The sequence below is a fragment of the Nocardia implantans genome (genome assembly GCF_035544775.1).
GTDB classification, from domain to species: domain Bacteria; phylum Actinomycetota; class Actinomycetes; order Mycobacteriales; family Mycobacteriaceae; genus Nocardia; species Nocardia implantans.
Window position 1 is genome coordinate 89,060 of the sequence record NZ_JAYKYQ010000018.1, and the last position, 25,700, is coordinate 114,759.

At 68.9% G+C, this 25,700-nt stretch carries 32 protein-coding genes; 17 read left to right on the forward strand and 15 right to left on the reverse strand.

Features of this window, described 5'->3' with window-relative positions; all coding sequences use genetic code 11:
- The first annotated feature begins 65 nt into the window (after nt 1-65).
- Together U3653_RS30965 and mscL are read left to right on the forward strand one after the other, a co-directional pair.
- Nucleotides 66-803 (forward strand): SDR family NAD(P)-dependent oxidoreductase, encoded by a 738-nt coding sequence (locus U3653_RS30965; RefSeq protein ID WP_195083154.1) that lies wholly within the window; start codon nt 66-68, stop codon nt 801-803.
- 96 nt (nt 804-899) lie between these two features.
- On the forward strand, nt 900-1,388 hold the full coding sequence (gene mscL / locus U3653_RS30970; RefSeq protein WP_323124660.1) for a large conductance mechanosensitive channel protein MscL: 489 nt from the start codon (nt 900-902) through the stop codon (nt 1,386-1,388).
- A 6-nt stretch (nt 1,389-1,394) separates the two neighbouring features.
- Here the strand turns inward: mscL and U3653_RS30975 are convergent, their stop codons facing one another.
- The gene (locus U3653_RS30975) at nt 1,395-2,618 is read right to left on the reverse strand and encodes a L,D-transpeptidase (RefSeq protein ID WP_195083191.1); all 1,224 of its coding nucleotides are present in this window, start codon (nt 2,616-2,618) and stop codon (nt 1,395-1,397) included.
- 83 nt (nt 2,619-2,701) lie between these two features.
- Entirely contained in the window at nt 2,702-3,781 is a 1,080-nt protein-coding gene (locus U3653_RS30980; RefSeq protein ID WP_397069748.1) for a UDP-N-acetylmuramate dehydrogenase, read from the reverse strand.
- 129 nt (nt 3,782-3,910) lie between these two features.
- Between U3653_RS30980 and U3653_RS30985 the strand changes: the two genes are divergently transcribed.
- The 3 genes from U3653_RS30985 to U3653_RS30995 all read left to right on the forward strand — a co-directional run bounded on the left by U3653_RS30985 (nt 3,911) and on the right by U3653_RS30995 (nt 5,808).
- Nucleotides 3,911-4,396 carry a DUF2505 domain-containing protein gene (locus U3653_RS30985; protein ID WP_195083155.1) on the forward strand — a complete coding sequence of 162 codons (486 nt, stop codon included), beginning with the start codon at nt 3,911-3,913 and terminating at the stop codon, nt 4,394-4,396.
- 120 nt (nt 4,397-4,516) lie between these two features.
- Complete coding sequence (locus U3653_RS30990; protein WP_195083156.1) at nt 4,517-5,038, forward strand: DUF2505 domain-containing protein; 522 nt, start codon at nt 4,517-4,519, stop codon at nt 5,036-5,038.
- Nucleotides 5,008-5,808 (forward strand): class I SAM-dependent methyltransferase, encoded by an 801-nt coding sequence (locus U3653_RS30995; protein ID WP_323124659.1) that lies wholly within the window; start codon nt 5,008-5,010, stop codon nt 5,806-5,808. Before U3653_RS30990 ends, U3653_RS30995 begins: the two co-directional genes overlap by 31 nt.
- A 16-nt stretch (nt 5,809-5,824) precedes the next feature.
- Here the strand turns inward: U3653_RS30995 and U3653_RS31000 are convergent, their stop codons facing one another.
- Nucleotides 5,825-6,433, reverse strand: coding sequence for a hypothetical protein (locus U3653_RS31000; RefSeq protein ID WP_195083157.1), 609 nt, complete (start codon nt 6,431-6,433; stop codon nt 5,825-5,827).
- Nucleotides 6,434-6,532: 99 nt separating this feature from the next.
- Between U3653_RS31000 and U3653_RS31005 the strand changes: the two genes are divergently transcribed.
- Nucleotides 6,533-7,255 carry an LmeA family phospholipid-binding protein gene (locus U3653_RS31005; protein ID WP_195083158.1) on the forward strand — a complete coding sequence of 241 codons (723 nt, stop codon included), beginning with the start codon at nt 6,533-6,535 and terminating at the stop codon, nt 7,253-7,255.
- Between the two features lie 73 nt (nt 7,256-7,328).
- On the opposite strand, the gene deoC is transcribed toward U3653_RS31005, so the two are convergent.
- A complete protein-coding gene (gene deoC, locus U3653_RS31010; RefSeq protein ID WP_195083159.1) occupies nt 7,329-7,997 on the reverse strand; it encodes a deoxyribose-phosphate aldolase in 669 nt (222 codons plus the stop codon).
- A gap of 155 nt (nt 7,998-8,152) precedes the next feature.
- On the opposite strand from deoC, the gene U3653_RS31015 reads away from it, so the two are divergent.
- Nucleotides 8,153-8,695: a GNAT family N-acetyltransferase gene (locus U3653_RS31015; protein WP_195083160.1), complete on the forward strand. Its 543-nt coding sequence runs from the start codon at nt 8,153-8,155 to the stop codon at nt 8,693-8,695.
- A gap of 35 nt (nt 8,696-8,730) precedes the next feature.
- Here U3653_RS31015 and U3653_RS31020 read toward each other — a convergent pair whose 3' ends face one another.
- Both U3653_RS31020 and U3653_RS31025 read right to left on the reverse strand, forming a co-directional pair.
- Nucleotides 8,731-9,147 (reverse strand): type II toxin-antitoxin system VapC family toxin, encoded by a 417-nt coding sequence (locus tag U3653_RS31020; protein ID WP_195083161.1) that lies wholly within the window; start codon nt 9,145-9,147, stop codon nt 8,731-8,733.
- Nucleotides 9,144-9,395, reverse strand: a complete 252-nt coding sequence (locus U3653_RS31025; RefSeq protein WP_195083162.1) for a FitA-like ribbon-helix-helix domain-containing protein — start codon at nt 9,393-9,395, stop codon at nt 9,144-9,146. The genes U3653_RS31020 and U3653_RS31025 overlap by 4 nt, the downstream gene beginning before the upstream one ends.
- 112 nt (nt 9,396-9,507) lie before the next feature.
- On the opposite strand from U3653_RS31025, the gene purU reads away from it, so the two are divergent.
- A complete protein-coding gene (gene purU, locus U3653_RS31030; protein ID WP_195083163.1) occupies nt 9,508-10,398 on the forward strand; it encodes a formyltetrahydrofolate deformylase in 891 nt (296 codons plus the stop codon).
- A gap of 21 nt (nt 10,399-10,419) precedes the next feature.
- Here the strand turns inward: purU and U3653_RS31035 are convergent, their stop codons facing one another.
- The 5 genes from U3653_RS31035 to U3653_RS31055 form a co-directional block, all read right to left on the reverse strand.
- A complete protein-coding gene (locus U3653_RS31035; RefSeq protein WP_195083164.1) occupies nt 10,420-11,463 on the reverse strand; it encodes an alpha/beta fold hydrolase in 1,044 nt (347 codons plus the stop codon).
- Between the two features lie 92 nt (nt 11,464-11,555).
- A complete protein-coding gene (locus U3653_RS31040) occupies nt 11,556-11,846 on the reverse strand; it encodes a DUF2516 family protein (RefSeq protein ID WP_040870424.1) in 291 nt (96 codons plus the stop codon).
- Nucleotides 11,847-11,928: 82 nt separating this feature from the next.
- Nucleotides 11,929-12,612: a heparin-binding hemagglutinin gene (locus U3653_RS31045; protein ID WP_195083165.1), complete on the reverse strand. Its 684-nt coding sequence runs from the start codon at nt 12,610-12,612 to the stop codon at nt 11,929-11,931.
- Entirely contained in the window at nt 12,609-13,115 is a 507-nt protein-coding gene (locus tag U3653_RS31050) for a helix-turn-helix domain-containing protein (protein WP_067797276.1), read from the reverse strand. The genes U3653_RS31045 and U3653_RS31050 overlap by 4 nt, the downstream gene beginning before the upstream one ends.
- A 105-nt stretch (nt 13,116-13,220) precedes the next feature.
- A complete protein-coding gene (locus U3653_RS31055; protein ID WP_195083166.1) occupies nt 13,221-14,555 on the reverse strand; it encodes a DUF445 domain-containing protein in 1,335 nt (444 codons plus the stop codon).
- Between the two features lie 239 nt (nt 14,556-14,794).
- Between U3653_RS31055 and U3653_RS31060 the strand changes: the two genes are divergently transcribed.
- The 4 genes from U3653_RS31060 (at nt 14,795) to U3653_RS31075 (ending at nt 19,035) form a co-directional block, all read left to right on the forward strand.
- The gene (locus tag U3653_RS31060; RefSeq protein ID WP_084485797.1) at nt 14,795-15,463 is read left to right on the forward strand and encodes a TetR/AcrR family transcriptional regulator; all 669 of its coding nucleotides are present in this window, start codon (nt 14,795-14,797) and stop codon (nt 15,461-15,463) included.
- Nucleotides 15,464-15,686: 223 nt separating this feature from the next.
- Complete coding sequence (locus tag U3653_RS31065) at nt 15,687-17,099, forward strand: ABC1 kinase family protein (RefSeq protein ID WP_195083168.1); 1,413 nt, start codon at nt 15,687-15,689, stop codon at nt 17,097-17,099.
- A 36-nt stretch (nt 17,100-17,135) separates the two neighbouring features.
- Nucleotides 17,136-18,386 (forward strand): saccharopine dehydrogenase family protein, encoded by a 1,251-nt coding sequence (locus U3653_RS31070; protein WP_195083169.1) that lies wholly within the window; start codon nt 17,136-17,138, stop codon nt 18,384-18,386.
- Nucleotides 18,387-18,399: 13 nt separating this feature from the next.
- Nucleotides 18,400-19,035 (forward strand): class I SAM-dependent methyltransferase, encoded by a 636-nt coding sequence (locus tag U3653_RS31075; protein WP_195083170.1) that lies wholly within the window; start codon nt 18,400-18,402, stop codon nt 19,033-19,035.
- Here U3653_RS31075 and U3653_RS31080 read toward each other — a convergent pair.
- Together U3653_RS31080 and U3653_RS31085 are read right to left on the reverse strand one after the other, a co-directional pair.
- Nucleotides 19,032-19,655, reverse strand: a complete 624-nt coding sequence (locus U3653_RS31080) for a TetR/AcrR family transcriptional regulator (RefSeq protein WP_195083171.1) — start codon at nt 19,653-19,655, stop codon at nt 19,032-19,034. The genes U3653_RS31075 and U3653_RS31080 overlap by 4 nt on opposite strands.
- A 74-nt stretch (nt 19,656-19,729) precedes the next feature.
- The gene (locus tag U3653_RS31085) at nt 19,730-20,500 is read right to left on the reverse strand and encodes an RsmA family anti-sigma factor (RefSeq protein ID WP_195083172.1); all 771 of its coding nucleotides are present in this window, start codon (nt 20,498-20,500) and stop codon (nt 19,730-19,732) included.
- 256 nt (nt 20,501-20,756) lie between these two features.
- Between U3653_RS31085 and U3653_RS31090 the strand changes: the two genes are divergently transcribed.
- Nucleotides 20,757-21,647 carry an SDR family oxidoreductase gene (locus U3653_RS31090; RefSeq protein WP_195083173.1) on the forward strand — a complete coding sequence of 297 codons (891 nt, stop codon included), beginning with the start codon at nt 20,757-20,759 and terminating at the stop codon, nt 21,645-21,647.
- 70 nt (nt 21,648-21,717) lie between these two features.
- On the opposite strand, the gene U3653_RS31095 is transcribed toward U3653_RS31090, so the two are convergent.
- Both U3653_RS31095 and U3653_RS31100 read right to left on the reverse strand, forming a co-directional pair.
- A complete protein-coding gene (locus U3653_RS31095; protein WP_195083174.1) occupies nt 21,718-21,909 on the reverse strand; it encodes a hypothetical protein in 192 nt (63 codons plus the stop codon).
- 61 nt (nt 21,910-21,970) lie between these two features.
- Complete coding sequence (locus U3653_RS31100) at nt 21,971-22,711, reverse strand: GntR family transcriptional regulator (RefSeq protein ID WP_195083175.1); 741 nt, start codon at nt 22,709-22,711, stop codon at nt 21,971-21,973.
- Between the two features lie 177 nt (nt 22,712-22,888).
- Here U3653_RS31100 and U3653_RS31105 point away from each other — a divergent pair, with 177 nt between their 5' ends.
- Genes U3653_RS31105 through U3653_RS31120 form a run of 4 tightly spaced genes read left to right on the forward strand, consistent with a single transcriptional unit; the run spans nt 22,889 to nt 25,577 of the window.
- A complete protein-coding gene (locus tag U3653_RS31105) occupies nt 22,889-23,281 on the forward strand; it encodes a hypothetical protein (RefSeq protein ID WP_195083176.1) in 393 nt (130 codons plus the stop codon).
- 41 nt (nt 23,282-23,322) lie between these two features.
- A complete protein-coding gene (locus U3653_RS31110) occupies nt 23,323-23,979 on the forward strand; it encodes a hypothetical protein (protein ID WP_323124658.1) in 657 nt (218 codons plus the stop codon).
- A complete protein-coding gene (locus U3653_RS31115; protein WP_195083177.1) occupies nt 23,976-24,701 on the forward strand; it encodes an ESX secretion-associated protein EspG in 726 nt (241 codons plus the stop codon). Before U3653_RS31110 ends, U3653_RS31115 begins: the two co-directional genes overlap by 4 nt.
- A gap of 27 nt (nt 24,702-24,728) precedes the next feature.
- Nucleotides 24,729-25,577: a polyphosphate kinase 2 family protein gene (locus U3653_RS31120; protein ID WP_195083178.1), complete on the forward strand. Its 849-nt coding sequence runs from the start codon at nt 24,729-24,731 to the stop codon at nt 25,575-25,577.
- Nucleotides 25,578-25,700 lie beyond the last annotated feature (123 nt).

Consider the following 25,700-nt stretch of genomic DNA (forward strand, 5'->3'; position numbering starts at 1 on the left):
AGGCTAACCGTGCTCGCGGTGACCGCACGGCCCCGGCGAACCACGCGCACCTAGGATCTGTTCGCATGAGCACTCGCACCGCCGTCGTCACCGGAGCCAGCTCGGGAATCGGCGAGGCCACCGCCCGCGAACTGGCGAAGCAGGGCTATCACGTCTACGTCGGTGCGCGCAGGGTCGATCGTCTGCGCCGCCTCGCCGACGAGATCGGCGGCACGGCAGTGGCGCTCGACGTCACCTCGGACGAGTCGGTGCGGGCGTTCACCGAAGCGGTCGAGCGCGTCGACGTGCTGGTCAACAACGCGGGCGGCGCCAAGGGCCTGGCCACGGTGGCCGAGGCCGACCTGGACGACTGGCGCTGGATGTGGGAGACCAACGTGCTCGGCACGCTGCGCGTCACCAAGGCGCTGCTGCCGAAGCTGATCGCCTCCGGTGACGGGTTGATCGTCACCGTCACGTCGGTGGCCGCGTTCACCGCCTACGACAACGGTTCCGGTTACACCTCTGCCAAGCACGCCCAGGCCGTGCTGCACCGCACGCTGCGCGGCGAGCTGCTCGGGCAGCCGGTGCGGCTCACCGAGATCGCGCCCGGCGCGGTGGAGACCGAGTTCTCGCTGGTGCGTTTCGGCGGCGACGCCGAGCGCGCGGCCAAGGTGTACGAAGGCATCGATCCGCTGGTCGCCCAGGACATCGCGGAGGTCATCGGGTTCGTCGCGTCGCGGCCGGCGCACGTCAACTTGGACCAGATCATCATCAAGCCGCGCGACCAGGCGGATGCGGGCCGGTTCGCCCGCCGCACCTCATAGCGCGGGGTATCGTCCGGTCCGGCCGCGAATCGCTGGACCTTCGCTCTTCGCCCCGAGCCGTTAGCATCCCAGAAGCCGCAAGCGTAAGGACATCGGATGGGAGTGACTCGGCACATGCTCAAGGGCTTCAAAGAGTTCCTGATGCGCGGGAACGTCATCGACCTCTCGGTCGCCGTCGTCATGGGCACCGCGTTCACCTCCGTGGTGACCTCGGTGACGAAAGGTGTGATCAATCCGCTGCTGGCGGTGTTCGGCAGCACCAATCAGCTCGGCCTCGGCGTGCAGTTGATCCCGTCCAAGCCCGCTACCTTCATCGCCGTCGGCCCGATCATCACGGCCACCATCGATTTCGTCATGGTGGCCGCGGTGCTGTATTTCGTGCTGATCCTGCCCATGAAGACGATCAAGAACCGCTTCGGCACGCCCAAGGCGGCCGAGCCCTCCCAGATCGAGTTGCTGACCGAGATCCGCGACCTGCTCGCCGAGCGGCACGATGCGGTGCACGCCCAACGTGAGGCCGATCGCAAGGTCGAGGCGGAACACGCCGACGGTGCGACCGAAGAGCCGAACGTGAAGGTGCGCTAGAACCGGTCAGCGTGCTCCGGCGGGCCGCGGCGGCAGGGGGGTGGCGGAGACCACAGCCGAGGGCGCGCCCTGCAACGCGGACATGGTTTTCCAGGTGTCCCAGTCGATGGTCCAGTCATAGAGGTCGCCGTCGGCGGCCGAAAGCGGGATCGAAGTGCCGGTCACCTCGACCGGATCGCCGTACAAGGACGTGGGGAAATACGCCTGGGCATCAGCGGGTGACAGATTGATGCAGCCGTTGGTGACGTTCGCCGACCCCTGCGCCGACAGCGATTCCGGGTTGGCGTGGATGAATTCGCCATTGTTGGAGATGCGTACCGCCCAGCGCTCGCGAACGTTGGTGTAGTACGGCGGATTCGACATCATGAAGTCCTCGTACTTCTCGGTGACCACGTGGATGCCGGAACGAGTGACGTTGCGCGCCTCGTTGCCCTCGCCGTAACTCACCGCGAAATCGAAGATCGTCTGCCCCTCGCGGACCACCTGCATGCGGTGACTCGGGGCGTTCGCCTTGACGATCTGGCTGCGGCCGATGCGGAAATCGGTGGTCAGATCGGAATCGCCGTAGTTGCCGCCGCCCAGGTCAAGGCCGTAGAGCCGGGCCGAGACGTGCACGCTGGTCCCCGGCGTCCAGTAGTTCCTCGGACGCCAGTGCAGGCGCGAGCCGCCGTCGTCGGGGAACCAGGCCCACGCGCCCTCGGTGGGCGGGTCGGTGGTGACGGTGAGCGCCTTCTCCACCGCCGCCTTGTTCGACACGGAGGACTTGAACTGCAGGATGATCGGCGCCGCGATGCCGACCTCCTGGTTGTCGCCGATGTTCAGGGTCGCGGGGACGGTGCTCTTCGGCGTCAGGGTGTGGAACGAGCCGTCGATCGGGATCGGCTTGCCGTCGGTGCCGACGGCGGTGCCCGACCAGGTGTAGGTGGCGTCGTAGCCGAGCGGCTCGGTGATGGTGTAGGCGCGCCGGTCCGGTGCGAGTTCGCCGCGGACCTGCTTGCCCGCGGCGTTGGTCAGCGCGATCTGATCGATCGTGCCGTCACTGATCGTCACCGAGACCGGGGCGGTCGGGTTGACGTTCGTCGCGTCGTCGGCGGGAGCCAACGTCGCCTTGGCGATCGGGCCCGCGGCGGGACCCGGCTTGCCGGAGCCGCGGTCTATCGTGCAGCCGGCCACCGCGGCGACGACCACGAGCAGGACGGCCGACACCACGGCAACCGATCGGCGGATCATGGTGCGGTGGTTCACTTCGTCGAATCTACGCGCGCCGCCCGCCGCGCCCCGTCGGCGCAGCGTGTGGTGTCGGCCTCAACGGGTCAGAGCGTGACGCCCACGGTGACCGGTTCGGGTTCCAGCCGGATCCCGAAACGCTCTGCCACGCCGTCGCGGACGGTCCTGGCAAGCGCCACCACATCGTCGGCCGCCGCGCCGCCGCGATTGGTCAGTGCCAGTGTGTGTTTCGTCGACAGCCGGGCGGGCGCGCCGTCGCCGGGGAAGCCCTTGGCGAAACCCGCCCGCTCGATCAGCCAGCCCGCGGAGAACTTGACCCCGTCCGGCGCGGGGTAGGTCGGCACCGCGACGTCGCCCACGTGGGCGGCGATCGCGGCGCGCACCTGCGCCACCCGCTCCGGCGCGACCACCGGATTGGTGAAGAACGAACCCGCGCTCCAGGTGTCGTGATCGGCGGGATCGAGGACCATGCCCTTGCCCGCGCGCAACCGCAGCACCGCCTCCCGCACCTGCGCGGCGGGGCGGGACTCGCCGTCCGAAGCGCCCAGCGCTGAGGCCAGCTCGCCGTACCGCAGCGGCACGCTGGAACCGTCGGCGCGCAGCGCGAAATCGACCGCGAGCACCACGGCGTCGTCGCGGTGCTTGAGCACGCTGGTGCGGTAACCGAAACCGAGTTCGCCCGGCTCCACCCACCGGATCTCGCCGCTGGCGCGATCGAGCAGACGCACCCGGCGCAGCAGGTTCGCCACCTCCGCGCCGTAGGCGCCCACGTTCTGCACGGGCGTCGCACCCGCCGAGCCGGGAATGCCGGACAGGCACTCCAATCCTCCGAGACCGGCCTCGACCGTCGCGCGCACCACCGCGTCCCAGTTCGCGCCCGCCTCGGCCACCACACCGCCGTCGCCGATCTCGACGCCGGTGGTCGTGATCCGCACCACCACGCCGTCGAAGCCGTCGTCACTGATCAGCAGATTGGAACCACCCGCGAGCAGCAACACCGGGACACCGGCGGCGTCCAGCGCGCGGACCGTGGCGACCAGCGACTCGGTCGTCGCGCATTCGGCGACCAGCGCGGGGCCGCCGACGCGCAGCGTGGTCAGCTCCGCCAGCCGCACGCCTGCGCGCAGCCGCGCGCCGGTGCCGGCGAGAAGATCCGACGGAACCACTCGTGAAGTTCGCACGGTGGTAAACGGTAGCGTGCGCGCTATCGGCTACGAGCTGGCGTATTCAGCCCACGAGCAGATCGGACAGCACGGCTCGTGGAGCGCGAGCGCCACACGGTAGCGTGTGGAGCCATGGCTACACCGCTGGCGTACACGGCCCGCTATACCCATCCGACCGCCGCGGTGCGCGCGGCTTTCGCGAACGACCAGTACTGGAAGGATCGCATCGCGCAGGTCGGCGGCCCCAACGCCCGGCTGGATTCGGTCACCATCAGCGGTGACGAAGTGCGTGTCGAGATGGTGCAGGCCATCGCCGCCGAACTGCTCCCCGCCGCGATCACGGCGGTGCGGCCGGGCGATCTGATCATCCCGCGCGTCGAGCACTGGACCGGAGACCAGGCCACCTTCACCGCGCGCGTCGATGGCGCGCCCGCCGAGGTGCGCGGAGCCATCGCCTTGGCCGCCGAGGGCTCCGGCGCCGTCACCACGGTCGACGGCACCATCGAGGTGAAGATCCCGCTGTTCGGCAGCAAGATCGAGAAGGCGATCGCCGAGCACCTCACCGAGCTGCTGAAGAACGAGGCGGAGTTCACCGAGAACTGGCTCGCGGCGCACTGACCGGCCGCGCAGCGCGGTCACTGTTCGACGTCACATCGTGCCGTCCCGGCATTCGTGTGAGTTCCGCACTCCACCCGCCCGGCGAGGTCGGCGCCGCCGGTCCCGGTAACCTGTGAGCCCATGGCACGCCGATTGGACTACTCCGCCCGCTATCCGCTGCACACCACGAAAGAGCTGTACGCGGCGCTGTCGAACCGCGACTACTGGGACGCGCGGATGGAAGAGATGCGGAAGTACACCCCCGGCAACGAAGTGGCCCGGCTGGAGGCAGGCGACGACGGAATCTCTGTCGAACTGCACCACGTACTGCCCCGCGACATGCTCCCGGAGATCGCCCAGACGGTGATGCGCAAGGACATGGTGATCACCCGCAAGGAGTTCTACAGCCCGTACGCCGAGGATGAGACCACCGGCAAGTACTCGGCGTCCATCCCGGCGGGCCCCGGCAGCCTCGGCGGCACGATCCGCCTGTTCCCCACCGACACCGGCTGCACGATGCGCTTCTCGTCCGAGGCGAAGGTGTTCATCCCCATGGTCGGCCCGCGCCTGGAACAGCTGATGCTGGTCAACCTGGTCGACCTGTTCCGCGGCGAGGCAGAGTTCACGGTGCAGTGGCTGGAAGAACAGCACCCCACTCGCTGACCAGACCGGTCGGCACCATCACTCGTGGCACCACCGCCGTCAACCGTCTCCGCCGCAGCGACCGCTGGCTGATCAACGACGACCTCGTCGCCGATCGGCTGCGCGTCGCGCCCGATCCACTGGTCGTCGATCTCGGGTACGGCGCGAGCCCGTGGACCACGTTCGAGCTGGCCGCCCGGCTGCGCATGATCCGCGCCGACGTGCGGGTCGTCGGATTGGAGATCGACCCGCAGCGCGTGGTGCCCGGCCGCGACGGCGTCACCTTCGCCCGCGGCGGATTCGAATTGGCCGGGCTGCGACCGGTTCTGGTGCGCGCCTTCAACGTGCTGCGGCAGTACCCGGAATCGGCGGTCGGCGCGGCATGGTCGACGGTGCTGGCCGGGCTGGCGCCGGACGGGCTGCTGGTCGACGGCACCTGCGACGAATTGGGCAGGCGCTGCGCCTGGATTCTGCTCGACCGCGACGGGCCGCGCTCGCTCACCCTGGCCTGGGATCCCTTCACCGTCGAGCGCCCTTCCGACCTCGCCGAACGCCTGCCGAAGGCGTTGATCCACCGCAACATTCCCGGTGAACCGATCCACACGCTGCTCGCCGCCGCCGATCGCGTCTGGGCGCACGCCGCGCCGCTGGGGCCGTACGGTCCCCGCGTCCGCTGGCGCGCGGCGGCGCGGGCGCTGCACGCCGAAGGGTTCCCGATCCGCCATTACCGCCGCCGCCTGCGCGACAACGTGCTCTCGGTGCCGTGGTCGGCGGTCGCGCCGCTCGGTTGACGCCGGCGCGGTTTCGTCACGCTACGGCAAGCGCCCGGTACACCCGGCGCGCGGCGCGTGGCGACAGGCGCGCCCCCGCGTCGGTGATCTCCCCGCCCGCGCAGCGGTGGATGGCCACCGCGTCGGCCACCACCTCGTTCAAGGCGGATTGCCCGATATCGGACTCGGCCAGGTCGAGCACCGTACGCACCGGCGTCGTCACCAGGAACGCACCAGCCGATTCCACCTCGGCGCCGGTCAGCGCGCGGCGCACGACCACAAGCCGCGGCGTCACCGGCGGGCGTCCCGCCCGCGCCGACAGATGCAGGAACCGCGGGCGCAGACTGCCGAGCCCGTGCAGCTCCGCCGCGCTCTGATGGGAGACCACCGCGGCGCCGTCGAACCAGGCCGCCCACATCGCGTATTCGTCGAGCGGACCGTCCCGCCACCCGGCCAACCGGAGCATGCCCACTCCGGCCCTGGTCACCGAGCCGTCACCGAGACCTGCCCGCACCCGGGCCCCACACCCGGTGCGCAGCACCTGACGAGTCGTGAAGAAACCGGCGTGCCGACCGGCCCAGCGACGCAGAACGCGCCATCCTTGTTCCGCGGATCCGATCGCGCGGCTTGCCGCTTCGCCAGCCATGGGCATCAGGCTACGCTCGCTTTTTGTGCTTCATGTCACATTCGAACCCCTCACTGCCTCCTCAGAGACGGCACAGAAAGGTCGGGAAGAATTTTGGCCATGAGTACGAACGCAACCTCAACCTCGACGATCAACCGGCGGGGCCTGCTGATCGCGCTGACCGTGGTAGCGATTCTGCTCGCCACGGTCTTGGTCGGCGGCGAGGCCTATGCCAGGCACACGGTCTCGAACTGCATCAGCTCGCAGTTCGAGAAGGAGATGGGGTCGAAGATCGACGTGGGCTTCGGGCCCAAGCCGATGCTGCTCACCTGGATCGACGGCAAGGTGCCCTCGGTGAAGGTGAACAGCGACGACTCCAAGTTCGGTCCGGCCGTCGGGATGGTGGTGCACGCCGTCTTCCGCGACGTCGACGTCTCCGATCGGAACGGAAGCGTGATCGGCAGCTCCTCGGCCGACGTCACCTGGAGCAACGAAGGCATTCAGGAAACCCTCGGCGGCATGGTCAGCGGGGTGAGTTCCTCGGCGAGCACCGGCATGCTCACTCTGTCGGTGCTCGGCGGTTTCGCCGAACTCCAACTGAAGCCGCAGATCGTCAACGGCACGGTGCAGGTGGAGACGATGTCGGCGCAGTTGCTCGGCATCGGCCTGCCCTCCGATCTGGTGCAGGGCATCGTCGACCTGTTCACCAAGAGCCTGCAGAGCTACCCGCTCGGCATGACGGCGACCGACCTGAAGGTCACCGACTCAGGCGTCGATGTCCACCTCTCCGGTGGGCGAACCCAGCTCGAGTCTTCCGGCGACAGCTCCGACATGCGCTGCTGACCCGCAGCGCCGCACGGCATTTCGGCCGCACGCAAACGCTTCGGCGATGTGGGCGAACGTCTTCCGCTGTTGGTCAGGCCGGGAAGCCGTCGAGCACTTCGCGCGATCTCGACAGCCCGAGCCGGGTCGCGCCCGCCGCGATCAGCTCCGCGGCCGCCTCGGCGGTGCGGATACCGCCACTGGCCTTGATACCCAGCCGGTCGCCGACCGTTTCGGCCATCAACCGCACCGCGTGCGCGCTCGCGCCGCCCGCGGGATGAAATCCCGTGGAGGTCTTCACGAAATCGGCGCCCGCGCGTTCGGCGACCTGGCACACCCGCACGATCGCTTCGTCCGGCAGCGCGGCGGATTCGATGATCACTTTCAACAGCGCTCGATCGCCGACCGCTTCGCGCACCGTGACGATGTCCGACAACACCGCCGTGTAATCACCCGCGCGCGCCGCGCCGACATCGATGACCATGTCCACCTCGGCGGCGCCCTGGTCCACCGCCAGCCGCGCCTCGGCGCCTTTGACCAGGGAATGATGCTTCCCGGAAGGGAATCCGGCGACCGTCGCGACCACCAGTCCCGGCGCGCGCACCGGCAACATGGACGGCGACACACAGATCGCGAGCACGCCCAACGCCCGCGCGTCTTCGATCAGCGCGCCGACCTGCGCGGGCGTCGCCTCCGGGGCGAGCAGCGTGTGATCGATCATGGCGGCCACTTCGGCCCTGGTCAGCGACGCGGAACTTGCCATGGGGTGAGAGTCTGGCATACCGGACGCGAATTCCGTTGCGCGCCCGGCGGCAGTTCCCGCACACTCGTAGCTGATGGCGCATCGGACCACGTGACGCCACGGTCGACCGACCGACGTGCGCGGATGGGCCCTACTTCGTCCGGGAGGAGACGACCGTGCTGATCCGTCGCGAACGCGTCGACGACGCCACTGCGATCGCGGCGGTGCATCGCAGCGCATTCGCGCCTCGCTATGCCCACGCCGCCGCGTCCGGTGATCGTCCCGGCGCCGCCCCGCCAGAGGTGGATCTGGTCGCGAAGCTGCGCAGCGACGAGGGCTGGATCCCCACGCTGTCGCTGGTGGCGATCGAGCACGACAGCGTGATCGGCCACGTGTGCCTGACCAGAGCCGCGGTCGGCCCGTTCCCCGTGCTGGCCCTCGGCCCGATCGGCGTTCTCGCCGACCATCAGGGCGCCGGAGTCGGCTCGGCCCTCATGCACGCGGCGCTCGGCGCCGCCGACGCGCTCGACGAACCACTGATCGGCTTGCTCGGCAGCCTGGAGTTCTACCCGCGCTTCGGTTTCGTGCCCGCCGCCCGTCTCGGCATCACCCCCGACGACCCGGCCTGGATCAGCCACTTCCAGGTCCGCTCCCTGTCGGCCTACGACTCCCAGATCACCGGCGAATTCCATTACGCGGAGCCGTTTTACCACCTCTGAGCCCCGGCTCAGCGCTTGGTCGTGCGCAGCGGGCGCTAGGCCCACGGGTCGATGACGGGCACTCCGGTAGCTCGGAACGGCGCGGTATCGCGAGTGGCGACGGCCATCCGAGCAGCGCTGGCGGTCGCGGCGATATAGCCGTCGGCAGTACCGATCGCAGCTCCGGTGGCGCGGGCGGCAGCCATGAGTTCGGCATACACCGCAGAGGTGGTGATATCGAAGGCGAGTACTCGTCCTGCGAATAGGGGCAACACACGAGTTTCGAATTTGTCGCGCAAGTTGTCTCGCCGCCTACCGGGAGGCATCGCGGCAATGCCGAACCGCAACTCGGCGACAGTGACAGCTGACAGGTAGAGAGTGCGCAGAGGTTGCGCATTGATCCAAGCGACTACGCCAGGGTCTGGAGCTTTGCGCAGCGGTTCGGAAATGACGTTCGTATCGAGAACGATCACTCGAACTCCACGGGGCTACCCGGCCGTCGATCACGCGCGTTCAGCGCTTCGAATTCGTCGTCGGTGAGTTCGACCTCGCGCCCGATCTCCGCGAGCAACGACCCGAGCTCCACCTGCGCCACGGGAGAAACGGCTTCGATAAGGATTGCCCGCACCTCCGCCTCGGTGCTGCGTCCATGCTGCGCGGCACGTACACGCAACGCCTCGCGGACGTCGTCGGGTAGATCGCGAACGGTCAGCCTTGCCATATCCACTCACCTGCTCCGATTTGACAGCAATAGCGCCATTGCCTTCACTGACTTCAATCATAGCCCCAGAGGCTCGATGATCAACGCACAGCGCGCCTGGGAGGATGTGCTCATGAGTTCCGCTCCATCCGCCCTGGACGACCGCCGCTATGTGCTGACTCTCGGCTGCCCGGATCGGCCGGGCATCATCGCCAGGATCACGTCGTTCATCGCCGAGTTCGGCGGCTCGATCGTGGAGGCCGGGTATCACTCCGACGCGGATACCGGCTGGTTCTTCACGCGTCAGGCGATCAGGGCCGCGACGGTGCCGTTCGGTATCGCGGAACTGCGCGACCGGTTCGCCGGGGTGGCCGCGGATCTCGGACCGGATACCGAATGGCAATTGCTGGACTCCGGCGCGCGCCGCCGCGCGGTCCTGCTGGTGAGCAAGGACGGCCATTGCCTGCACGACCTGCTCGGGCGCGCGGCCAGCGGTGAACTGCCCGCCACCATCGAGGCGGTGATCGGCAACCACCCGGATCTGGCCGCGATGACGGAGGCGCACGGGGTGAAGTTCCATCACGTGCCGTTCCCCAAGGACCCGGCCGAGCGCGGCCCAGCGTTCGACGAGGTGCGCGCCCTGGTGGACGCGCACGACCCGCACGCGGTGGTGCTGGCGCGGTTCATGCAGGTGCTACCCGCCGAACTGTGCGAGCACTGGGCGGGCCGGGCGATCAACATCCACCACAGCTTCCTGCCCTCGTTCGTCGGCGCTCGCCCGTACCACCAGGCGTTCGCCCGTGGCGTGAAGCTGATCGGAGCCACTTGCCACTACGTGACCGCCGAACTGGACGCGGGCCCGATCATCGAGCAGGACGTCATCCGCATCGACCACGCCGACGAAGTGCGCGACATGGTCCGCCAGGGTCGCGACATCGAGCGGGTGGTGCTGGCGCGGGGGCTGCGCTGGCATCTGGAGGGCCGGGTCCTCGTACACGGCCGCCGGACGGTCGTCTTCTCCTGAGGGGCGCGAACCCCCGGCGCGTCAGCCCGCGAGATCGGCGCGGCTCGGCTTGTTCGCCGCGGTCAGAACGCGCGCGAGTTCCTCGTTGAACCGCTCGTAGGCTTCGACATTCCCGAGATGGCCGGTGGGCAGCACCTGGTAACGCGCGAGGCTGCCGGTCTGCCGGAGCAGTTCGACGATGCGTTCGGAGTGCACCGGCGGCGTCATGTCGTCGAACTGTCCCGAGATCACCGTCGTCGGCACGACCAGGTCGCGGGCCGACTCACCGACATCCATCGTGGCCAGCAGGAAACCGAACTTCGAGCGCACCCAGGCCGGACACGACCGCACGATGGCCATGCTGAAATCCAACAACTCGCCCTTGGCCGCGGTGTTGAGGATCTGGCGCGCGAACAGCCAGCGCACCGGCGCGATGGGGGGGAAGACGATCGGGGCTGCGAGCCCCAGCCTGCCGAACAGGAACGGCAGCGGCACTTTCAGTTGCAGCAGCCGCAGCGGCCGGTTCAGCAGCGGCACGACCGTAGTTTCCAGGATCAGCCGGTCCGCCGCGGTATTGGTCAGCAGCACCGCGAGCGCTTGGCGCGCGACCCGCTCCGGGTAGCGCCCGGCCCACGCCTGCAGCGTCATGCCGCCGAGACTGTGTCCGACCAGCACCGCGCGCTGTCCCGGCGCGAGCGCGGCGTCGAGCACGGCGGCCAAGTCGTCGGCCAGCAAGTCCATGGTCAGCTCGCTGGAGCCGTATTCGCTCTCCCCGTGACCGCGCTGGTCGTACGCGATCACCCTGTATTCGCCCGCGAACGCGTTGATCTGCGGATTCCAGTATTCGAGGCAGCAGGTCCAGCCGTGCACGAGCACGACGGCCGGGGCGTCCGACGGGCCGTAGGCGTGCACGCGCAGCCGCGCCCCGTCACCGGCCCGGACCGGAATCACCTCGCGAGGCGCGGTCGGCGGGTTGAACGCGGCGGTCCGGTAGGTACGGGAACGCAGGTCGGCGCTGTGCGCGTCGCGCAAGCTCCGGAGCAGGGCCGGGAAGCTCGTCAACGCGGTCGGCAGCATGGCACGCATCGGACACTCCTTTGTGTTACTGCTAGATACAGTAACCCCGATTCGCGCCGCTTGCTAGTGCAAGCACCCTTACTCGTCGGCGAACTCCACCCTCACCAGCGCGGACCCCGCTGCACCTCGTCCACCTTGGGCCGCACATCGGCCAAGTAGACACCCGTGGCGATGATCGCCGCGAAGGAGAGCAGGCCAAGACCCGCGGGCGAGAGCAGGAGCACGAGCACGGCCGCCCCGAGAATCGCCAGCCAGATCGGCTTGGTCAGCTTGTCAACCGCGGTGAACGCGTCCGGACGCTGACGCACGGCGTGGATCAGCGCGAAAATCGTCGCACCGAGCGCCGCCAGCCACAGCACCAGCAGGATCATCCCGGTCAATCCGTGCACCATATTCACCCCACCCATCATAGAAGCAACGCCCTCGCGCACCAGGGGTGCGCGAGGGCGTCGAATCGTCTCTGCCGCGGGCGGATCAGGCCTTCTTGGGGGCGGCCTTCTTCGCCGGAGCCTTCTTGGCGACCGGGGTGGCGGCCTTCTTGGCCGGCGCCTTCTTCGGCGCGCCGTTGGTGACCGGAGCCGGGGTGGCCTCGGTGGTCACCTCGACGACCTCGGCCTCGACGACCGGCGCCGGGTCGGCCACCGCGTCGGCCTCGACCTCGACCTCGGCCTTGACCGGGCGGCCGAGCAGCCCGTTGACGCGCTCGAGCACGTCCTCGGCGCGGCTGACCGCGTCGCCGTAGAGGGTCTCGACCTTGCCGATCCGCTCATCGACGACCTGGTTGGCGCGCAGCCGCTCGATGGCCTCCTCACCGCGGACGGCGAGGTCGGCGTAGAGGTCGAGCGCCTGCCGGTAGTACTTCTCGGCCAGCGCGCGCAGCTCCTCGGCGGTGAACTTCTCGCGCAGCTCGGCGAGGTCGTCGGGCAGTTCCGACGGCAGACCCGACAGCCGCTCGCGCAGCGACTCGAATCGGTCCTGGACATCGGCGGGAACGTTGGCGAAGCGCTCGCGCGCCTCCTCCACCCGGGCCTGCACCTCGGTGGCCGCCGCGCGCTCGCGCACCTGGGCGAAGGCGTCGTTGACGGCGGTGTAGAGGGCGTCACCCGCGCCGACGGTGGCGAGCAAGGGCTTGGTGACGGTGGCGTTCTTCTCGGTCATGGTGTTTCGTTCTCCTGGCGTGGCGGAGTTTCGGTTGTCGTGCGCGGAACGTCGCTGTCCCATACATCCCCCCCTGCCTCGTTTCCTCCGTTTTCCCGGCGAAACGATTCATAGATGTCCAGCAGCACCTGCTTCTGCCGCTCACTGATGAACGTGTCGGCGAGCAGTGCGTCCCGGACCGGACTGTGCGGCCGCTGCTCGAGATAGCCAGCCCGTACGTACAAGACCTCCGAAGAGACCCGCAGCGCCTTCGCGATCTGCGTGAGCACTTCGGCGGACGGATTGCGCAGTCCGCGCTCGATCTGACTGAGGTACGGATTGCTCACCCCCGCCAGCTGGGCGAGCTGACGCAGCGAGACTTGCGCGGCTTCTCGCTGCGCCCTGATGAAGCCTCCGATGTCGTGCGCCGCACTGACGACGCGACCCCCTCGTTCCCCGGCGCCGGACGAGTGCTCGTCCGATCTGTCGGTGTACTCGGCGGAAACCTCGGGCTGGTCAGCCATCACTCACCTTCTGGCGGGTTGTACGAATTCGATTCTAGGTCAGGGTGCTAGCTATTGCAAGCAGTCTGCTAGCAGAGTTTCGGCAAACGTTCCGCACGCCGCGGATCAACCGCCGAACATCACGTGGGAAATCGTGTAGATCGCCAGTCCGGCAAGCGAACCGACGACGGTTCCGTTGATGCGGATGAATTGCAGATCCCGGCCGACCTGCAATTCGATCTTCTTGCTCGCTTCATCGGCATCCCACCGGGCAACCGTGTCGGTGACCAGGGTGCTGATCTCACCGGCATAGTTTTCCACCAAGTAGCGCGCGCCGCGATCGATCCAGCCGTCGACCTTGGCCCGCATATCCGCGTCGTCGCGCAGGCGCTCGCCGAGCTGCTGCACGTTCTCGGCGACCTTGCGCCGCAGCGTGCTGTTCGGATCGTCGGCGGATTCCAGGATCAGCCGCTTCGCCGCGCGCCACGTGGCCGAGGCCAGTCCGGTGATCTCCTCCCGGCCCATGATCTGCGCCTTGACCCGCTCGGCCTTTTTGATCATGGCGTCGTCGAATTGCAGGTCCTCGGCGAATTCCTCCAGGAACCGATTGGCGGCGAGACGGACCTCGTGCTCCGGGTTGGAGCGGACTTTCCAGGTGAACTCCACCAGTTCCCGGTAGATCCGTTCGGAAAGCAGGATGTTGACGAATTTCGGCGCCCACTGCGGCGCGTCCCGCAGGACGATCCGATCGATCGTCTCCTGGGATCCGAGGGCCCACTGGTGCGCGCGCTCGGCGAGCAGGTCCAGCAGCGCCAGCTGCCGGTTGTCGGCGAGCAGTTCCGCGAGCACCCGCCCGATCGGCGGACCCCACAGCGGCTCGGCGATCCGCTTGACGATGGTGTTGTCGATGACCTGCTCCACGTCCTCGTCGCGCAGCACGCCGACGACGGCGCGCAGGATCGTCGAACTCTCCTGCGCCACGCGCGCGGCGTGACCAGGATCGGCCATCCAGCGCCCGACCCGCAGGGAGACCTGCGCGGAACTCAACTTCGCCGACACCACTTCCGGCGCCAGGAAGTTGGTGCCCACGAAGGTGCCGAGACTGGCGCCGAGCTGGTCTTTCTTTCGCCGGATGATCGCCGTGTGCGGGATGGGCAGGCCGAGCGGATGCCGGAACAGTGCGGTCACCGCGAACCAGTCGGCCAGGGCGCCGACCATGCCCGCCTCCGAGGCGGCCCGCAGGTAACCGACCCAGTCGCCGCCCGCCCCGCGCGATTCGGTCCAGCGGCAGAACAGATAGATCGCGGTGGCCATGGCCAGCAGGCCGGTGGCGAACGCCTTCATCCGCCACAGGTCACGACGCTTGGCCGCCTCGTCGAGCACGGCGGCGAAGCCGAGGGGCGCGGCGGCAGGCGCGGCAGGGGCGTCCAGCACCGCGGTATTGCCGGGAGCTTTCTCCATGCCTCCCATTCTGCTGTGCCCGGCGCAGTGGCGAGCGGGGCGAGCGACTTCACACAAATCGGACGCACCGGGCCTGCGGACTGTGGTTCCTACCGCATCCGGGCTCAAAAGCGCATATCACGGGTAGCGGGGACCTAAGCTGGTAGCCACCGGAGCACTTACGAACGAGGGAGCCCACGCTGTCCACCGAAGACCTTGTCGATGTCGGCGAGCGACCGTCGGCGGTGCGCAGCGGCCGGATGGACGGCCGCAAGCGCCGGTGGCGGCAACACAAGATCGATCGCCGCGAGGAACTGGTCGACGGCACCCTCGCCGCCGTGCGCACCAGGGGCAGCAACGCGGGCATGGACGAGATCGCCGCGGAGATCGGCGTCTCCAAGACCGTGCTCTACCGCTATTTCTCCGACAAGAACGACCTGGTCCACGCGACCATGCAGCGGTTCATCGAAACCACGCTGATGCCGCGGGTGTACGGCGCGATCAGCCTGGACGCCGACGAATACCAGCTGGTGCGCTCCGCGCTGGCCGAGTACGTCGGCACGGTCGACGAGGACCCCGAGGTCTACCGCTTCATCATGGGCAACGGCTCGGCCGACCAGTCCTCGCTGGCGGAGTTCGAGAAGCTTTTCGCCGAGGTGGTGTGCGCGGTCATCACCGAGCGCGCCAAGGACCGGGGCGTGGCGACCGAGGGCGCGGCGCTGGCGTCGTATGTGCTGGTCGGCGGCATTCAGTTGGCCACGCACTGGTGGTCGACCAACAAGTCGCTGTCGCGCGAGGACGTGATCGACTACCTCACCATGCTCGCCTGGAGCGCCATCGAGGGCATGGCCCGGGCAGGCGGTTCGCCCGCGGCGTTCAACGCGCAGCCGCACGTGCTGCCCACCCCCGAGACGCCCGCCCAAGACTGAATCGAGCCATCGGCCCCCGGTGCTAGCTGGACCGCTTGCAAAAGTTCACCGGCACTGTCGACTTTGCCGGAACCTTGGTTAGTCTGAACCCGAGCGGTGCGCCGAGTGTGTTGCGTCACCGCCGGCGCCGTACTCGACGGCGGTCCGCGCGGGACACCATGGTCCCGCACGCTGCCGCCCGCGTGTCCGTCGCTCCGACCGCGGCACCAACGGAGGTACCTCGATGGCGAAGCAAGTACCGACCTCTCGGCTTGCTCGTGGCACGAAGCTGGGCGCGGTGGCAGCCAGTTCGGTGCTTCGCAACCAGCGCACGCGGTTGACCATGCGGGGCAGATCCGAGGCGGTCCGGGCGAAGATGGCCGAGGAGTCGATGATCCGCACCACCGAGCAGGTGGTCACGGTGCTGGGCACCATGAAGGGCGTCGCCATGAAGCTCGGGCAGATGATGTCGGTGCTCGATCTCGACTTGGTGCCCGAGGATCATCGGGAGCGATTCCAGAAACGCCTGGCCGTGCTGCGCAACGCGGCCCCGACGGTCTCCTTCGCGGCCATGCGCCAAGTGATCGAGGACGATTTCGGCAAGCCGCTCGACGCGGTCTTCGCCGAGTTCGACGCCGAGCCCGTCGCCGCCGCCTCGATCGGCCAGGTGTACCGGGCCCGACTACACGACGGCCGCCAGGTCGCGGTGAAAGTGCAGTACCCGGGCATCGACGCCGCCGTGCGCGCGGATCTGAAGAATCTAGCCATGTTCCGGCGCGTGCTGCAGTCCGCGATGCCGTGGGTGACGCCCGCGGTGCTGGACGAGCTGCGGCTGAACATGGAGGCCGAGCTCGACTACCGGGCCGAGGCGGCCACCCAGTTGCAGATCGCCGAGCTGTACGCCGGGCATCCGTTCGTGATCGTGCCGCGCTCGCTGCCGGAGTTCTCCACCACGCGGGTGCTGGTCACCGAATACGTGGAGGGCAAGGGCTTCGATGAGATCCGGCAGCTGCCCCAGGCGGAGCGCGACCGCATCGGCGAGATCATCTACCGGTTCTACGTGGGATCGCTGTTCACCTTCAACGAATTCTGCGGTGATCCGCATCCGGGCAACGTGCTGCTGGCCTCGGACGGCCGGGTCGGCTTCCTGGATTTCGGATTGTTCAACCGTATGGATGCCGAGCACGTGCAGTTCGAGCTGGTCTGCCTGCGGGCCGCCGCCGAAGATCGCGCGGAAGACCTGCGCGAGTTGATGATCAAGCGCGGCGTCATCGATTCGCCGCAGGAGATCGGCGCGGAGGAGTGCCTGGAATACGTGCTGGCCGCCTCGGAATGGTGTCTGGTGGACGAGGAACTGACCATCACCCCCGAGCTGGCCAGCGGCGCCTTCCTGCTCGCGGTCGATCCGAGAGCCAGCGAGTTCACCGGCATGAAGCAGCAGAATCTGCCGCCGGAGCATCTCTTCTCGCGCCGCGCCGACTTCCTGACCTTCGGCATGCTCGGGCACCTCGGTTGCACCGCGAACTGGCATCGCATCGCCAGGGAATGGCTCTACGACGAACCACCGGTCACCGAACTCGGCCGGGCCCATCACGCCTGGCTCGCCGACCGTCCCCGCGCCGCGCCGCAACGGCCGCGCAAGAAGACCACCGAGTAGCCGCCGCCCGGCGACACGACCGCAGAACGGAAAACCATGGCAGACACACGGGAATACGACCTGGTCCTCTTCGGCGCGACGGGTTTCGTCGGCAAGCTGACCGCGGAATATCTCGTCGGGGCCGCGCCGGAATCCGCCCGGATGGCGCTGGCCGGACGATCGCTGGACAAGTTGACCGCTGTGCGCGAGAGTCTCGGCCCGAAGGCCGCGAAGTGGGGCTTGGTGGTGGCCGACTCGAACGACCAGACGGCGCTGGACGAGCTGGCGGCGCGCACCAAGGTCGTGGTCACCACGGTCGGCCCATACCTGCGCTACGGGATGCCGCTGGTGGCGGCCTGCGCCAAGGCGGGCACCCATTACGCCGACCTCACCGGCGAGCCGCTGTTCATCCGCGACGCCATCGACGCCTACCACGAACAGGCCGCCGCCACGGGCGCGAAGATCGTGAACTCCTGCGGCTACGACTCGATCCCGTCCGATCTGAGCGTGTACCAGCTCTATCGCCGCACGGTCGAGGACAACACCGGCGAGCTGGCCGACACCACGCTGGTGGCTTCGCTCAAGGGCGGCGTCAGCGGCGGAACCATCGATTCCGGCCGCGCCATGATGGAGGCGATCGCCGCCGACCCGGCCAAGGGCAAGGTGATGTCGCACCCGTACTCGCTGAGCCCGGACAAGTCGATGGATCCCGACGTCGGCCGCCAGTCCGATCAGGCGCTGTCGCGAGCGAGCGCCATCGACCCGAGCCTGGACGGATGGGTGAGCACATTCGTCATGGCCGCGCACAACACCAAGATCGTGCGCCGCTCCAACGGCCTGCTCGGCTGGGTGTACGGCAAGAACTTCCGCTACCGCGAGGTGATGAGCGCGGGCAAGTCGCGGATGGCGCCGCTGGTCGCGGCGGGCATGGCGGGCGGCATCGTGGCGGGCATGACCGCGGGAGCGCTGCTGTCGCGGGCAGCGGTGGGCCGCAAACTGCTCGATCGCGTGCTGCCCAAGCCCGGCACCGGGCCGAGCGAGCAGGCGCGCAAGAGCGGCTGGTTCACCATGAAGACGTTCGCGCACACCACCTCGGGCGCGAAGTACGTCGCCACCTTCTCCGGCTCCGGCGACCCCGGCTACCAGGCCACCGCCGTGCTGCTCGGGGAGAGCGGCCTGTGCCTGGCATTCGACACCGACAAGCAACCCGAGCTCGCCGGCATCCTCACCCCGGCCGCGGCGATGGGCGACGCGCTCACCGAGCGGCTGCGCGGTGCGGGCATGACGATCACCGTCGACCGCGCCTGAGGGACGCATTCCGGTGAATCTCGCACGGAAGACGATGAACGCCCCCGCGCTCGCCGCGGTGTACGAGCGAGCGTGGCGGCCGGCCCTGTTCTACCTCGCCAGCGGGCGGACCACCGCGTCCGACCGGCGTGACGCGGTCGCGACCCTGCGGCTCGGCGGCGCGCAGAAGGTGCTCGACATCGCTTGCGGGCCGGGCAATTTCACCCGGTACCTGAGTGAGGAGCTGTCCGGCGACGGCTACGCGATCGGCCTGGACTACTCCGAGCCGATGCTGGCGCGCGCCGTCGCGGACAACGCCGGACCGCGCGTCGGATATCTGCGCGGCGACGCGCGCAGACTCCCGTTCGCGGACGGAACCTTCGACGCGGTCTGCTGTTTCGGCGCCCTCTACCTCATCCCGGACCCGCTCGTCGCCGCTCGCGAGATGATCCGCGTCCTCGCACCCGGTGGCCGCATCGCCATCACCACCAGCCACCGTGCCGCCAACCCGATCGGTGAGGTGAGCCGCGTGGTGGGCGGTTTGAGCGGACTGCGGGTGTTCGGCGGCCGGACCTTTCCCGCCTTGTTCGCCGAGGAGGGTTTGGTGGAGATCGACCAGCGGGTCCATCGCCTGCTGCAGTACGTCAGCGCGACGAAACCCGCACGCTAGGTCGCCGCGTTCGGGCGCGGCGCTCGAGCGCCGGTGATGGCTCGGATCAGGAATTCGAGCTTGTCCACGGTGCGGTCGAGCGGGCGGGTGCCGCGCTCAACCCGGCACATCGCCACCGCGCCCTCGACCGCGGCGATGATCAGGGTGGCGGTCTGCTCGGCGTCGGACGCGCTCGCACCGTGGTCGCGCAACGACCGCGTGAACAGCCGGGTCCAGTTCTCGAACGCGGCCGCCGCGGCCCGCTGCGGCCCGCCGTCATCGCCCTGCGCCTCGATCGAGACCGCGAGCACCGGGCATCCGGCCTGAAAATTATTGTCTTCCAGCACCTTTCGCCACATGTCCGCGAACGTCCGCAATCCGGTGACCGGTCCGGCCGCCAGCCCTTGCGCCAGTTCGCGGGCGGTCAGGGTGTCGGCGAAGCGCACGGCTTCGGCCGCAAGTTGCGCTTTGCCGCCGGGAAAGTAGTGGTAGGTGGAGCCGAGCGGCGCTTGGGCGTGCTTGGCCAGTTCCCGCACGCTGGTCGCGTTCAAACCGTGGCGGCGGATCATGTCGGCCGCGCCCGCCACCATCCGATCCCGCGCCTGCGGCGTTTCGGCCACCCCTTCTCCTCCCTCGGCCATGACGACTGTCATAGCCTACCGCGCTACTGGCCGGCTGCCGTGCGCTGCGCACAGGGTGACCTGCCGCGACGAGATCAGCCGATGTCCCGCACCACCTTTCGCTGCGGGGCACCGGTGTCGCAGCCGGTTCCGACGACCAGCACGGTGATGGCGGGCGGGCGCGGACCGTTGAGCAGGACGAGCACCGCGTCATCACCCTGGAACGCGATGTCGGCCGAACCGAGCACGGCGCGGTCGAGCCCGTTCGCGCGGACGCAGCGCCGTAACGCTTCCGGGTCGGACAGGAAGCCGGTGACGGTGTGGCGGCCCAGCGTGCCGAGCGCCAGGGTGGCGGTGAGTTCGTCGTCGCCGACGGCGAGACGCGCGGCGGGGACAGGGGCGTCACGGCCGTCCATCGTCGAGACGACCGAGCCCGCCGCGGCGACGGTGACGATCACCGCGGCTGCCGCGGCGAACCTGCGCGCCCCGGTGCGGCGGCGCTCGTCGACAGTGGACGCGGGAACCGCGCCGGAACGGGAACATCTGCCATCGCGGCGGAATCGGCCCGCACGGACACGCGACAGCTCATGAACCGTGGCGTTCTCGGGCGCCGTCAGGGTGCCGATGAATCGGGCGAGCCGAGCGGTGACGTCCTCCGGCATGGCGTGGATGGCGCGTTCGTCCCGATTCAGCGCACCCAGCTCGGCGCTGATCTCGTCCAGCCCGCGCAGATACCGCGACGCTTCTGGATCACACGAGACGATCGGCCACAACCGCTCGCGCTGCGCCGCGGTCACATTGCCCGCATGCAGATCGGCGAGTAGCGCCGGCGGGAATGGAGGCCGCGGCACCGTCCGGGTAGCCATCGCACCTCCGTTGTTCGCGTCCAGGCAAAAGTTCGTCACTGTTACTGACGCATCCCGACTATCGCCGGTTCCATGGATCACACAGAAAATTCGATTGCTCTTTCGACCGCTGCCGCGTACCAGCCTTCGAGCACGCCGGGAATGCGGCCGCCTCATCCTGGGGCGAACGACGTGTGGACGACGATCCGTCCCCGCGCCCGGCGAATGCCAGCTAGCCTCACTCGACAAGATCGAGTTCCAGCCAGAGGACCCAGCCATGAACAGTCCCCTACCCACGCCCGCGTCCGCTCCAGGAGAGGCGACCGGGGATCTGCTCGCGGGCAGGACCGCCGTCGTGACCGGCGCCAGCCGTGGCATCGGCTTGGCGATCGCGATCAGGTTCGCCGCGGAGGGCGCGAACGTCGCGATGATCGCACGCACCCAGGAGCCACACCCCAAATTGCCCGGCACCATTCACACCGCCGCCGCGGAGGCGGAGGCGGCGGGCGGCGCCGTGCTGCCGCTGGTGGCCGATGTGCGCGACGACAAGGCCATGGCGGAGGCGGTCGATCGCATCGCCGAGCGCTTCGGCGGCATCGACATCCTGGTCAACAACGCGGGATCGGTCGACCTCACCGGCGCCGAGCAGATCGGCATGCAGCGCTACGACCACATGCAAGCCGTCAATGTCCGCGCGCCGTTCCTGCTGTCCAAGCTGGCGCTGCCGCATCTGCGCGCCTCCGCCCTGGCCGGGCGGAATCCCCACATCCTCACCCTCTCCCCGCCCCTGAACATGAATCCCGAGCACGTGGGCAACGGGGTGGCCTACACCGTCTCCAAATATGGTGTCAGCGTGGCGACCATCGGTCTGGCACACGAGTTCCGGCGCTACGGCATCGCCGTGAACTCGCTGTGGCCGCGCACGAAGATCGACACCGCCGCGGTGCGCAACCTGCTCGGCGGCGCGGAGGCCGTCGCCGCGTCCCGCAACCCGTTCATCTGCGCGGATGCCGCTTTGCTGATCGTGACCAGCCCCGCGAACGCCTACACCGGCCAGCTGCTGCTGGACGAGGAAGTCCTCGCTTCCCATGGGCGCATCGATTTGGACCACTATCGGGTCGTGCCGGGCGCGGGCGAGCTGGCCAACGACCTTTTCATCGACGCCTGAAACCACTGCCTACTCAGCCGAAAAGCGGTCTCGGGCACGAGGTTTCCGGATGCCGTGACGGCCCGCGCTGTCACCGTGCCGACGAGGCGGCGCCGAGATCGACCATGCGGTGCAGGATCGCCGGGGCCAGGGCCAATTCGAATTCGGTTCCGCCGCTTTCGAAGACGAAGGCCAGCAAGTCGTCGCCCGGCACGGGGGCCAGCCGGACCGAGCACTGCTCCCCCACGACCACCCAGCCGCCGACGGTCAACTGATCGGACATCGCCCCTCCCACCCTTCGCCACTCCCGACAAGTGGACTATGCCAGTTGCGGAGCGGGGGTGTCAACGGCGGAAATCGGCCGCTGACCTGGCCGGATACTCGCGTGTCTCGATCGGGTGGCCGGGTGGGTGGACGCTTTCGCGGTACTCCAGCGCGACGCCGCGTCCGTCCAGAACCGTGCGCCGCACGACCAGCACCGCCGCCGGATCCGGCAGCGCGAGACGGCGCCGCTCGTCATCCGTGGCCAGCCGGGCGCCGACGCTCTCGCGCACCACCACGGCGGCGCGTCCGATGGCGTCTGCCAAATACCGCGCGATTCCACCCGAATCGGACGCGGGCCCAGACCCGAGCGCACCCTCGGCGAGCTCACCGGGATACCAACAGGTCATCAGGCGCTTGTTCCGAGAGTCGTTCGCGCACACTGTTTCCAGCGTGAACACCGCGCTCGACGCGGGTAAGCCGAGCGATTCGGTGACATACCGCGACCCTTCCAGCATTTCGGCTCTCAGCACGGTCACCGATTCGCTTTCGGGCGCGGGTCCGTATCGGGGCGCGCTCTCCCGCATCAACGCCGAACGCTCGGCCACATAGGTGCCCGACCCACGCCGGGACGTGACGATTCCCCGCTGACGCAGCGCATTCAGCGCCTTGGCAGCGGTGGGTCTGGCCACCTGCCAGCGCGCGGCGAGTTCGCGCTCCGACGGCACCTCGGCGCCGGGAGCCAGTTCCCCGCGCTCGATCAGATCCCGCAAATGCTCGGCGATCTGTAGATATTTCGGGACTGCCCCGTCGATTCCGGCCACCGGTCGCCTTCCCCACACCACCCCTCGGACCGCTGGTCAGTGTAACAACGGCGGAGCCGGGCGCCGGGGCCTGCGCACAAGCGCGCACCGAGGCCGTCCGCCGCGCTGTACCGCCCGGTAAAGTGCGACGCCAGTACAGCGCGGTACGAACAGGACCGAGCGGAAGGGGGCTTCCAGGTGGCGGTACCCGATACCGGGCAGGGGGCGGCGCGAGAGCTGTACGCGGCGGCCATCGGCGCAGGCGGGGGCGAGAGGTTCGAACTGGACACCGCGGTCGCGGAGAATCTCGCCGCCGCGTGCGACCGGCTGGTCGACGATCTGGGCCGCGCGATGGCCGACGAACACCTCGTCACCGAGGTGAGCGGTTTTCCCGATCTGCCCACCGGACACGGCCTCACCCGCGGGTTCGCCGCGAAGGGACGGCAATACCTGGACACCCTGGCCGCGTTCCAGGAGACGGCGCTGCTGTTCAAGGCCGCGTATCTCGCCGCGGCCAACCGGCTGGCCGACGCCGAGGCGGCCAATCAGGCCGCGCTGCGGCTGGTCGCCGAATATCTGGAGCCCCGGTGAGCGCGCACCCGCGCGCCGGGACCGACTGAGGGGGACGACGGATGGCAGACCCCGCGGCACGCGCCGCCGCCGACGGCATCCGGCAGGAACTGGCCGGATTCACCGACGACGCGACCGATCCCGCCTACGCGCCGGATCGGGAACTGTTCGGCGCCTACACCCATCAGCAGATCTGGGATCTGGTGCACGAGGCGCTCGACCCGGCGGCGCTCGGCCGCATCGCCGCGGCATGGCAGGCCAACGCTACCGCGGTGGCCGACGCGTTCCAGGCCTTCTCCGATGCCACCAACCGCGAGTTCGCGCGCTGGTCGGGCCGGGCTGCCGACGCCGCCGTGGGCGCGACCAGGCAGTTCGTCCGCGCGGGCGGGGATGTGCACGACGTGTGCCGGGCGGTCGCCCGGCTGATGGAGTTGAATAGCGATGCCGCGCAGACGGTCCGGGGCGCGATCGCGCCGCCGCAGCGGTATCGGCCGCTGGCGGACCCGGCCGCCGAAGCGGTTTACGGTGGAAAACGTAGGATGGAACACGACAGTGCGGCGGCAGACATCGAGGCGGATGTCCGGGACACGATGACTTACGTCTACACCCCGACCATGCCCGCCACCGGCGACCGCGTCCCCCGATTCCCCCGGCCGCGCGAAGGTTCCGACAACGCACCCGGCGATCCGGATTCCGTCCGCGGAGGCGGCACGCGGTGAAATGGGTGCTCAGCCCGGACGAGTTCACGCATGTCTGGACGAACGAAACCGGCCTGGACCGCAGGCCCTACCCGGTCAACATGGTCCCGTCGGCCACGGCGCGGACCGAGTCCGAATACCACGCCCTCCGCCTGCCGCAGCGCTTCGCCCGCCAAGCCGACCCGGACCTGGCCGCCGCCCTGATGCTCTGCGCGCGCAACGACGCGACCACCATCACCGTCTCCGGCGAACGCACGGCGCTCGCGCGCGACGGCGACGGCGCCGAGTCCGAACGGATTCTCGCGTTCGCCGCCGTGGTGCACAATCACGCGAGCATTCTGGTCGCCACACCGCAGCGAGTGACCGTACAGATGTGCCACGCCCGTGCCGTGGGCGAACGACTGGTGCAGGTCATCGGCCCGGCGCGGCCGGGAAGACTCGCCCCGATGCGCGAGCCGCAGGACGCCGTGCTGAATGCGGATCGCACCGAGCCGTTCGTCACCAATGGCCATCGCGGCGCGGCGAAGTTCCGCCAAGTCCTGCGCAAGCCGGTGGACGGGCGTGGCTTCATCACCGTCACGGTGGAACCGGAGAACCCGATGTCCCCGCCCACCCGCCATCGCACCTGGCTCGACTTCACCGGCGACGGCCGCTACTTGCTCACCACCGCGCACGATCTCGCCCTCACCCCGGTGTCCGACGAGGAGTTCGCCACACAGCTGCTGCGGCTCGCGCAAGTGTGAGGCGGGCGCGACAACTACTGTTGAGCCATGCCCGAGCAGTGGACGGTGCCGCCGACCGAGGCTTTGCGAGCCGACGGCTTGCGCGTGGCCGAGCTGGACACCTCAGGGACGCCGGGGTTCACCGGCGGCAAGAAGGAAGGCGTCGCCCTGCTCGCCGAACGCGCCCAGGTGCTGTCGGATCTGCAGGAGAGGCTGTACGCCAACGGCCGAGCCGGCGGCGACCGGCGCAACGTGCTGCTGATCCTGCAGGGCATGGACACCGCGGGCAAGGGCGGCATCGTCCGGCACGTCATCGGCTCGGTCGACCCGCAGGGCGTCGACCACGCCGCGTTCGGCGTGCCGACGCCGGAGGAGAGCCGCCATCACTATCTGTGGCGCATCCGCAAGGCGCTGCCGCGCGCGGGCCAGCTCGGTGTGTTCGATCGCTCGCACTACGAGGACGTGCTCGTGGTGCGGGTGCACAATCTGGTCCCGCCGACGGTGTGGGAGCCGCGCTACGACGAGATCAACGCGTTCGAGCGGGAACTGGTCGACGAGGGCACCTCGCTGGTGAAGGTGGCCATGTTCGTCTCGCTCGACGAACAGAAGCGACGCCTGGCCGAGCGGCTGGAACGCCCGGACAAGTTCTGGAAGTTCGATCCGTCCGACATCGACGAGCGCGCGTTCTGGCCCGCTTATCAGGACGCCTACCAGGCGATGCTGGACCGCACGTCCACCGAGTACGCGCCATGGCACGTCGTGCCCTCCGATCGCAAGTGGTACTCCCGCCTCGCCGTCACCGAACTGCTGATCGCCACACTCGAGCGGCTGGAACTCGACTGGCCCCCGCCGACCTTCGACGTCGAACTCCAGAAGCGGCGCCTGGCGCGGGCCTAGGACGCTGCTGAATAAGGCTTGTTCTGGAGTTCCGCCGCTATGTGGCGGAACCCCGGACTCGTGTGGGTGCTGAACGGGTGGGTTGTGATGAGGGGGATCCCCCGGCTGGTTCAGGCGATGGCC

Excerpts from the sequence above, each read along its gene's own strand:
- U3653_RS31095 (WP_195083174.1), bottom strand. The coding sequence starts at position 21,909 with ATGTCCGATCAGTTGACCGTCGGCGGCTGGGTGGTCGTGGGGGAGCAG.
- U3653_RS31070 (WP_195083169.1), top strand. The coding sequence starts at position 17,136 with ATGGCAGACACACGGGAATACGACCTGGTCCTCTTCGGCGCGACGGGT.
- U3653_RS31080 (WP_195083171.1), bottom strand. The coding sequence starts at position 19,655 with ATGGCCGAGGGAGGAGAAGGGGTGGCCGAAACGCCGCAGGCGCGGGAT.
- U3653_RS30990 (WP_195083156.1), top strand. The coding sequence starts at position 4,517 with ATGGCACGCCGATTGGACTACTCCGCCCGCTATCCGCTGCACACCACG.
- U3653_RS31110 (WP_323124658.1), top strand. The coding sequence starts at position 23,323 with ATGGCAGACCCCGCGGCACGCGCCGCCGCCGACGGCATCCGGCAGGAA.
- U3653_RS31055 (WP_195083166.1), bottom strand. The coding sequence starts at position 14,555 with ATGGAGAAAGCTCCCGGCAATACCGCGGTGCTGGACGCCCCTGCCGCG.
- U3653_RS30965 (WP_195083154.1), top strand. The coding sequence starts at position 66 with ATGAGCACTCGCACCGCCGTCGTCACCGGAGCCAGCTCGGGAATCGGC.
- U3653_RS31050 (WP_067797276.1), bottom strand. The coding sequence starts at position 13,115 with ATGGCTGACCAGCCCGAGGTTTCCGCCGAGTACACCGACAGATCGGAC.
- U3653_RS31060 (WP_084485797.1), top strand. The coding sequence starts at position 14,795 with ATGGACGGCCGCAAGCGCCGGTGGCGGCAACACAAGATCGATCGCCGC.
- U3653_RS31090 (WP_195083173.1), top strand. The coding sequence starts at position 20,757 with ATGAACAGTCCCCTACCCACGCCCGCGTCCGCTCCAGGAGAGGCGACC.
- purU (WP_195083163.1), top strand. The coding sequence starts at position 9,508 with ATGAGTTCCGCTCCATCCGCCCTGGACGACCGCCGCTATGTGCTGACT.
- U3653_RS31120 (WP_195083178.1), top strand. The coding sequence starts at position 24,729 with ATGCCCGAGCAGTGGACGGTGCCGCCGACCGAGGCTTTGCGAGCCGAC.
- U3653_RS31045 (WP_195083165.1), bottom strand. The coding sequence starts at position 12,612 with ATGACCGAGAAGAACGCCACCGTCACCAAGCCCTTGCTCGCCACCGTC.
- U3653_RS31065 (WP_195083168.1), top strand. The coding sequence starts at position 15,687 with ATGGCGAAGCAAGTACCGACCTCTCGGCTTGCTCGTGGCACGAAGCTG.
- U3653_RS31025 (WP_195083162.1), bottom strand. The coding sequence starts at position 9,395 with ATGGCAAGGCTGACCGTTCGCGATCTACCCGACGACGTCCGCGAGGCG.
- U3653_RS31005 (WP_195083158.1), top strand. The coding sequence starts at position 6,533 with ATGAGTACGAACGCAACCTCAACCTCGACGATCAACCGGCGGGGCCTG.
- U3653_RS30985 (WP_195083155.1), top strand. The coding sequence starts at position 3,911 with ATGGCTACACCGCTGGCGTACACGGCCCGCTATACCCATCCGACCGCC.
- mscL (WP_323124660.1), top strand. The coding sequence starts at position 900 with ATGGGAGTGACTCGGCACATGCTCAAGGGCTTCAAAGAGTTCCTGATG.
- U3653_RS31085 (WP_195083172.1), bottom strand. The coding sequence starts at position 20,500 with ATGGCTACCCGGACGGTGCCGCGGCCTCCATTCCCGCCGGCGCTACTC.
- U3653_RS31035 (WP_195083164.1), bottom strand. The coding sequence starts at position 11,463 with ATGCGTGCCATGCTGCCGACCGCGTTGACGAGCTTCCCGGCCCTGCTC.
- U3653_RS31000 (WP_195083157.1), bottom strand. The coding sequence starts at position 6,433 with ATGGCTGGCGAAGCGGCAAGCCGCGCGATCGGATCCGCGGAACAAGGA.
- deoC (WP_195083159.1), bottom strand. The coding sequence starts at position 7,997 with ATGGCAAGTTCCGCGTCGCTGACCAGGGCCGAAGTGGCCGCCATGATC.
- U3653_RS30975 (WP_195083191.1), bottom strand. The coding sequence starts at position 2,618 with ATGATCCGCCGATCGGTTGCCGTGGTGTCGGCCGTCCTGCTCGTGGTC.
- U3653_RS31040 (WP_040870424.1), bottom strand. The coding sequence starts at position 11,846 with ATGGTGCACGGATTGACCGGGATGATCCTGCTGGTGCTGTGGCTGGCG.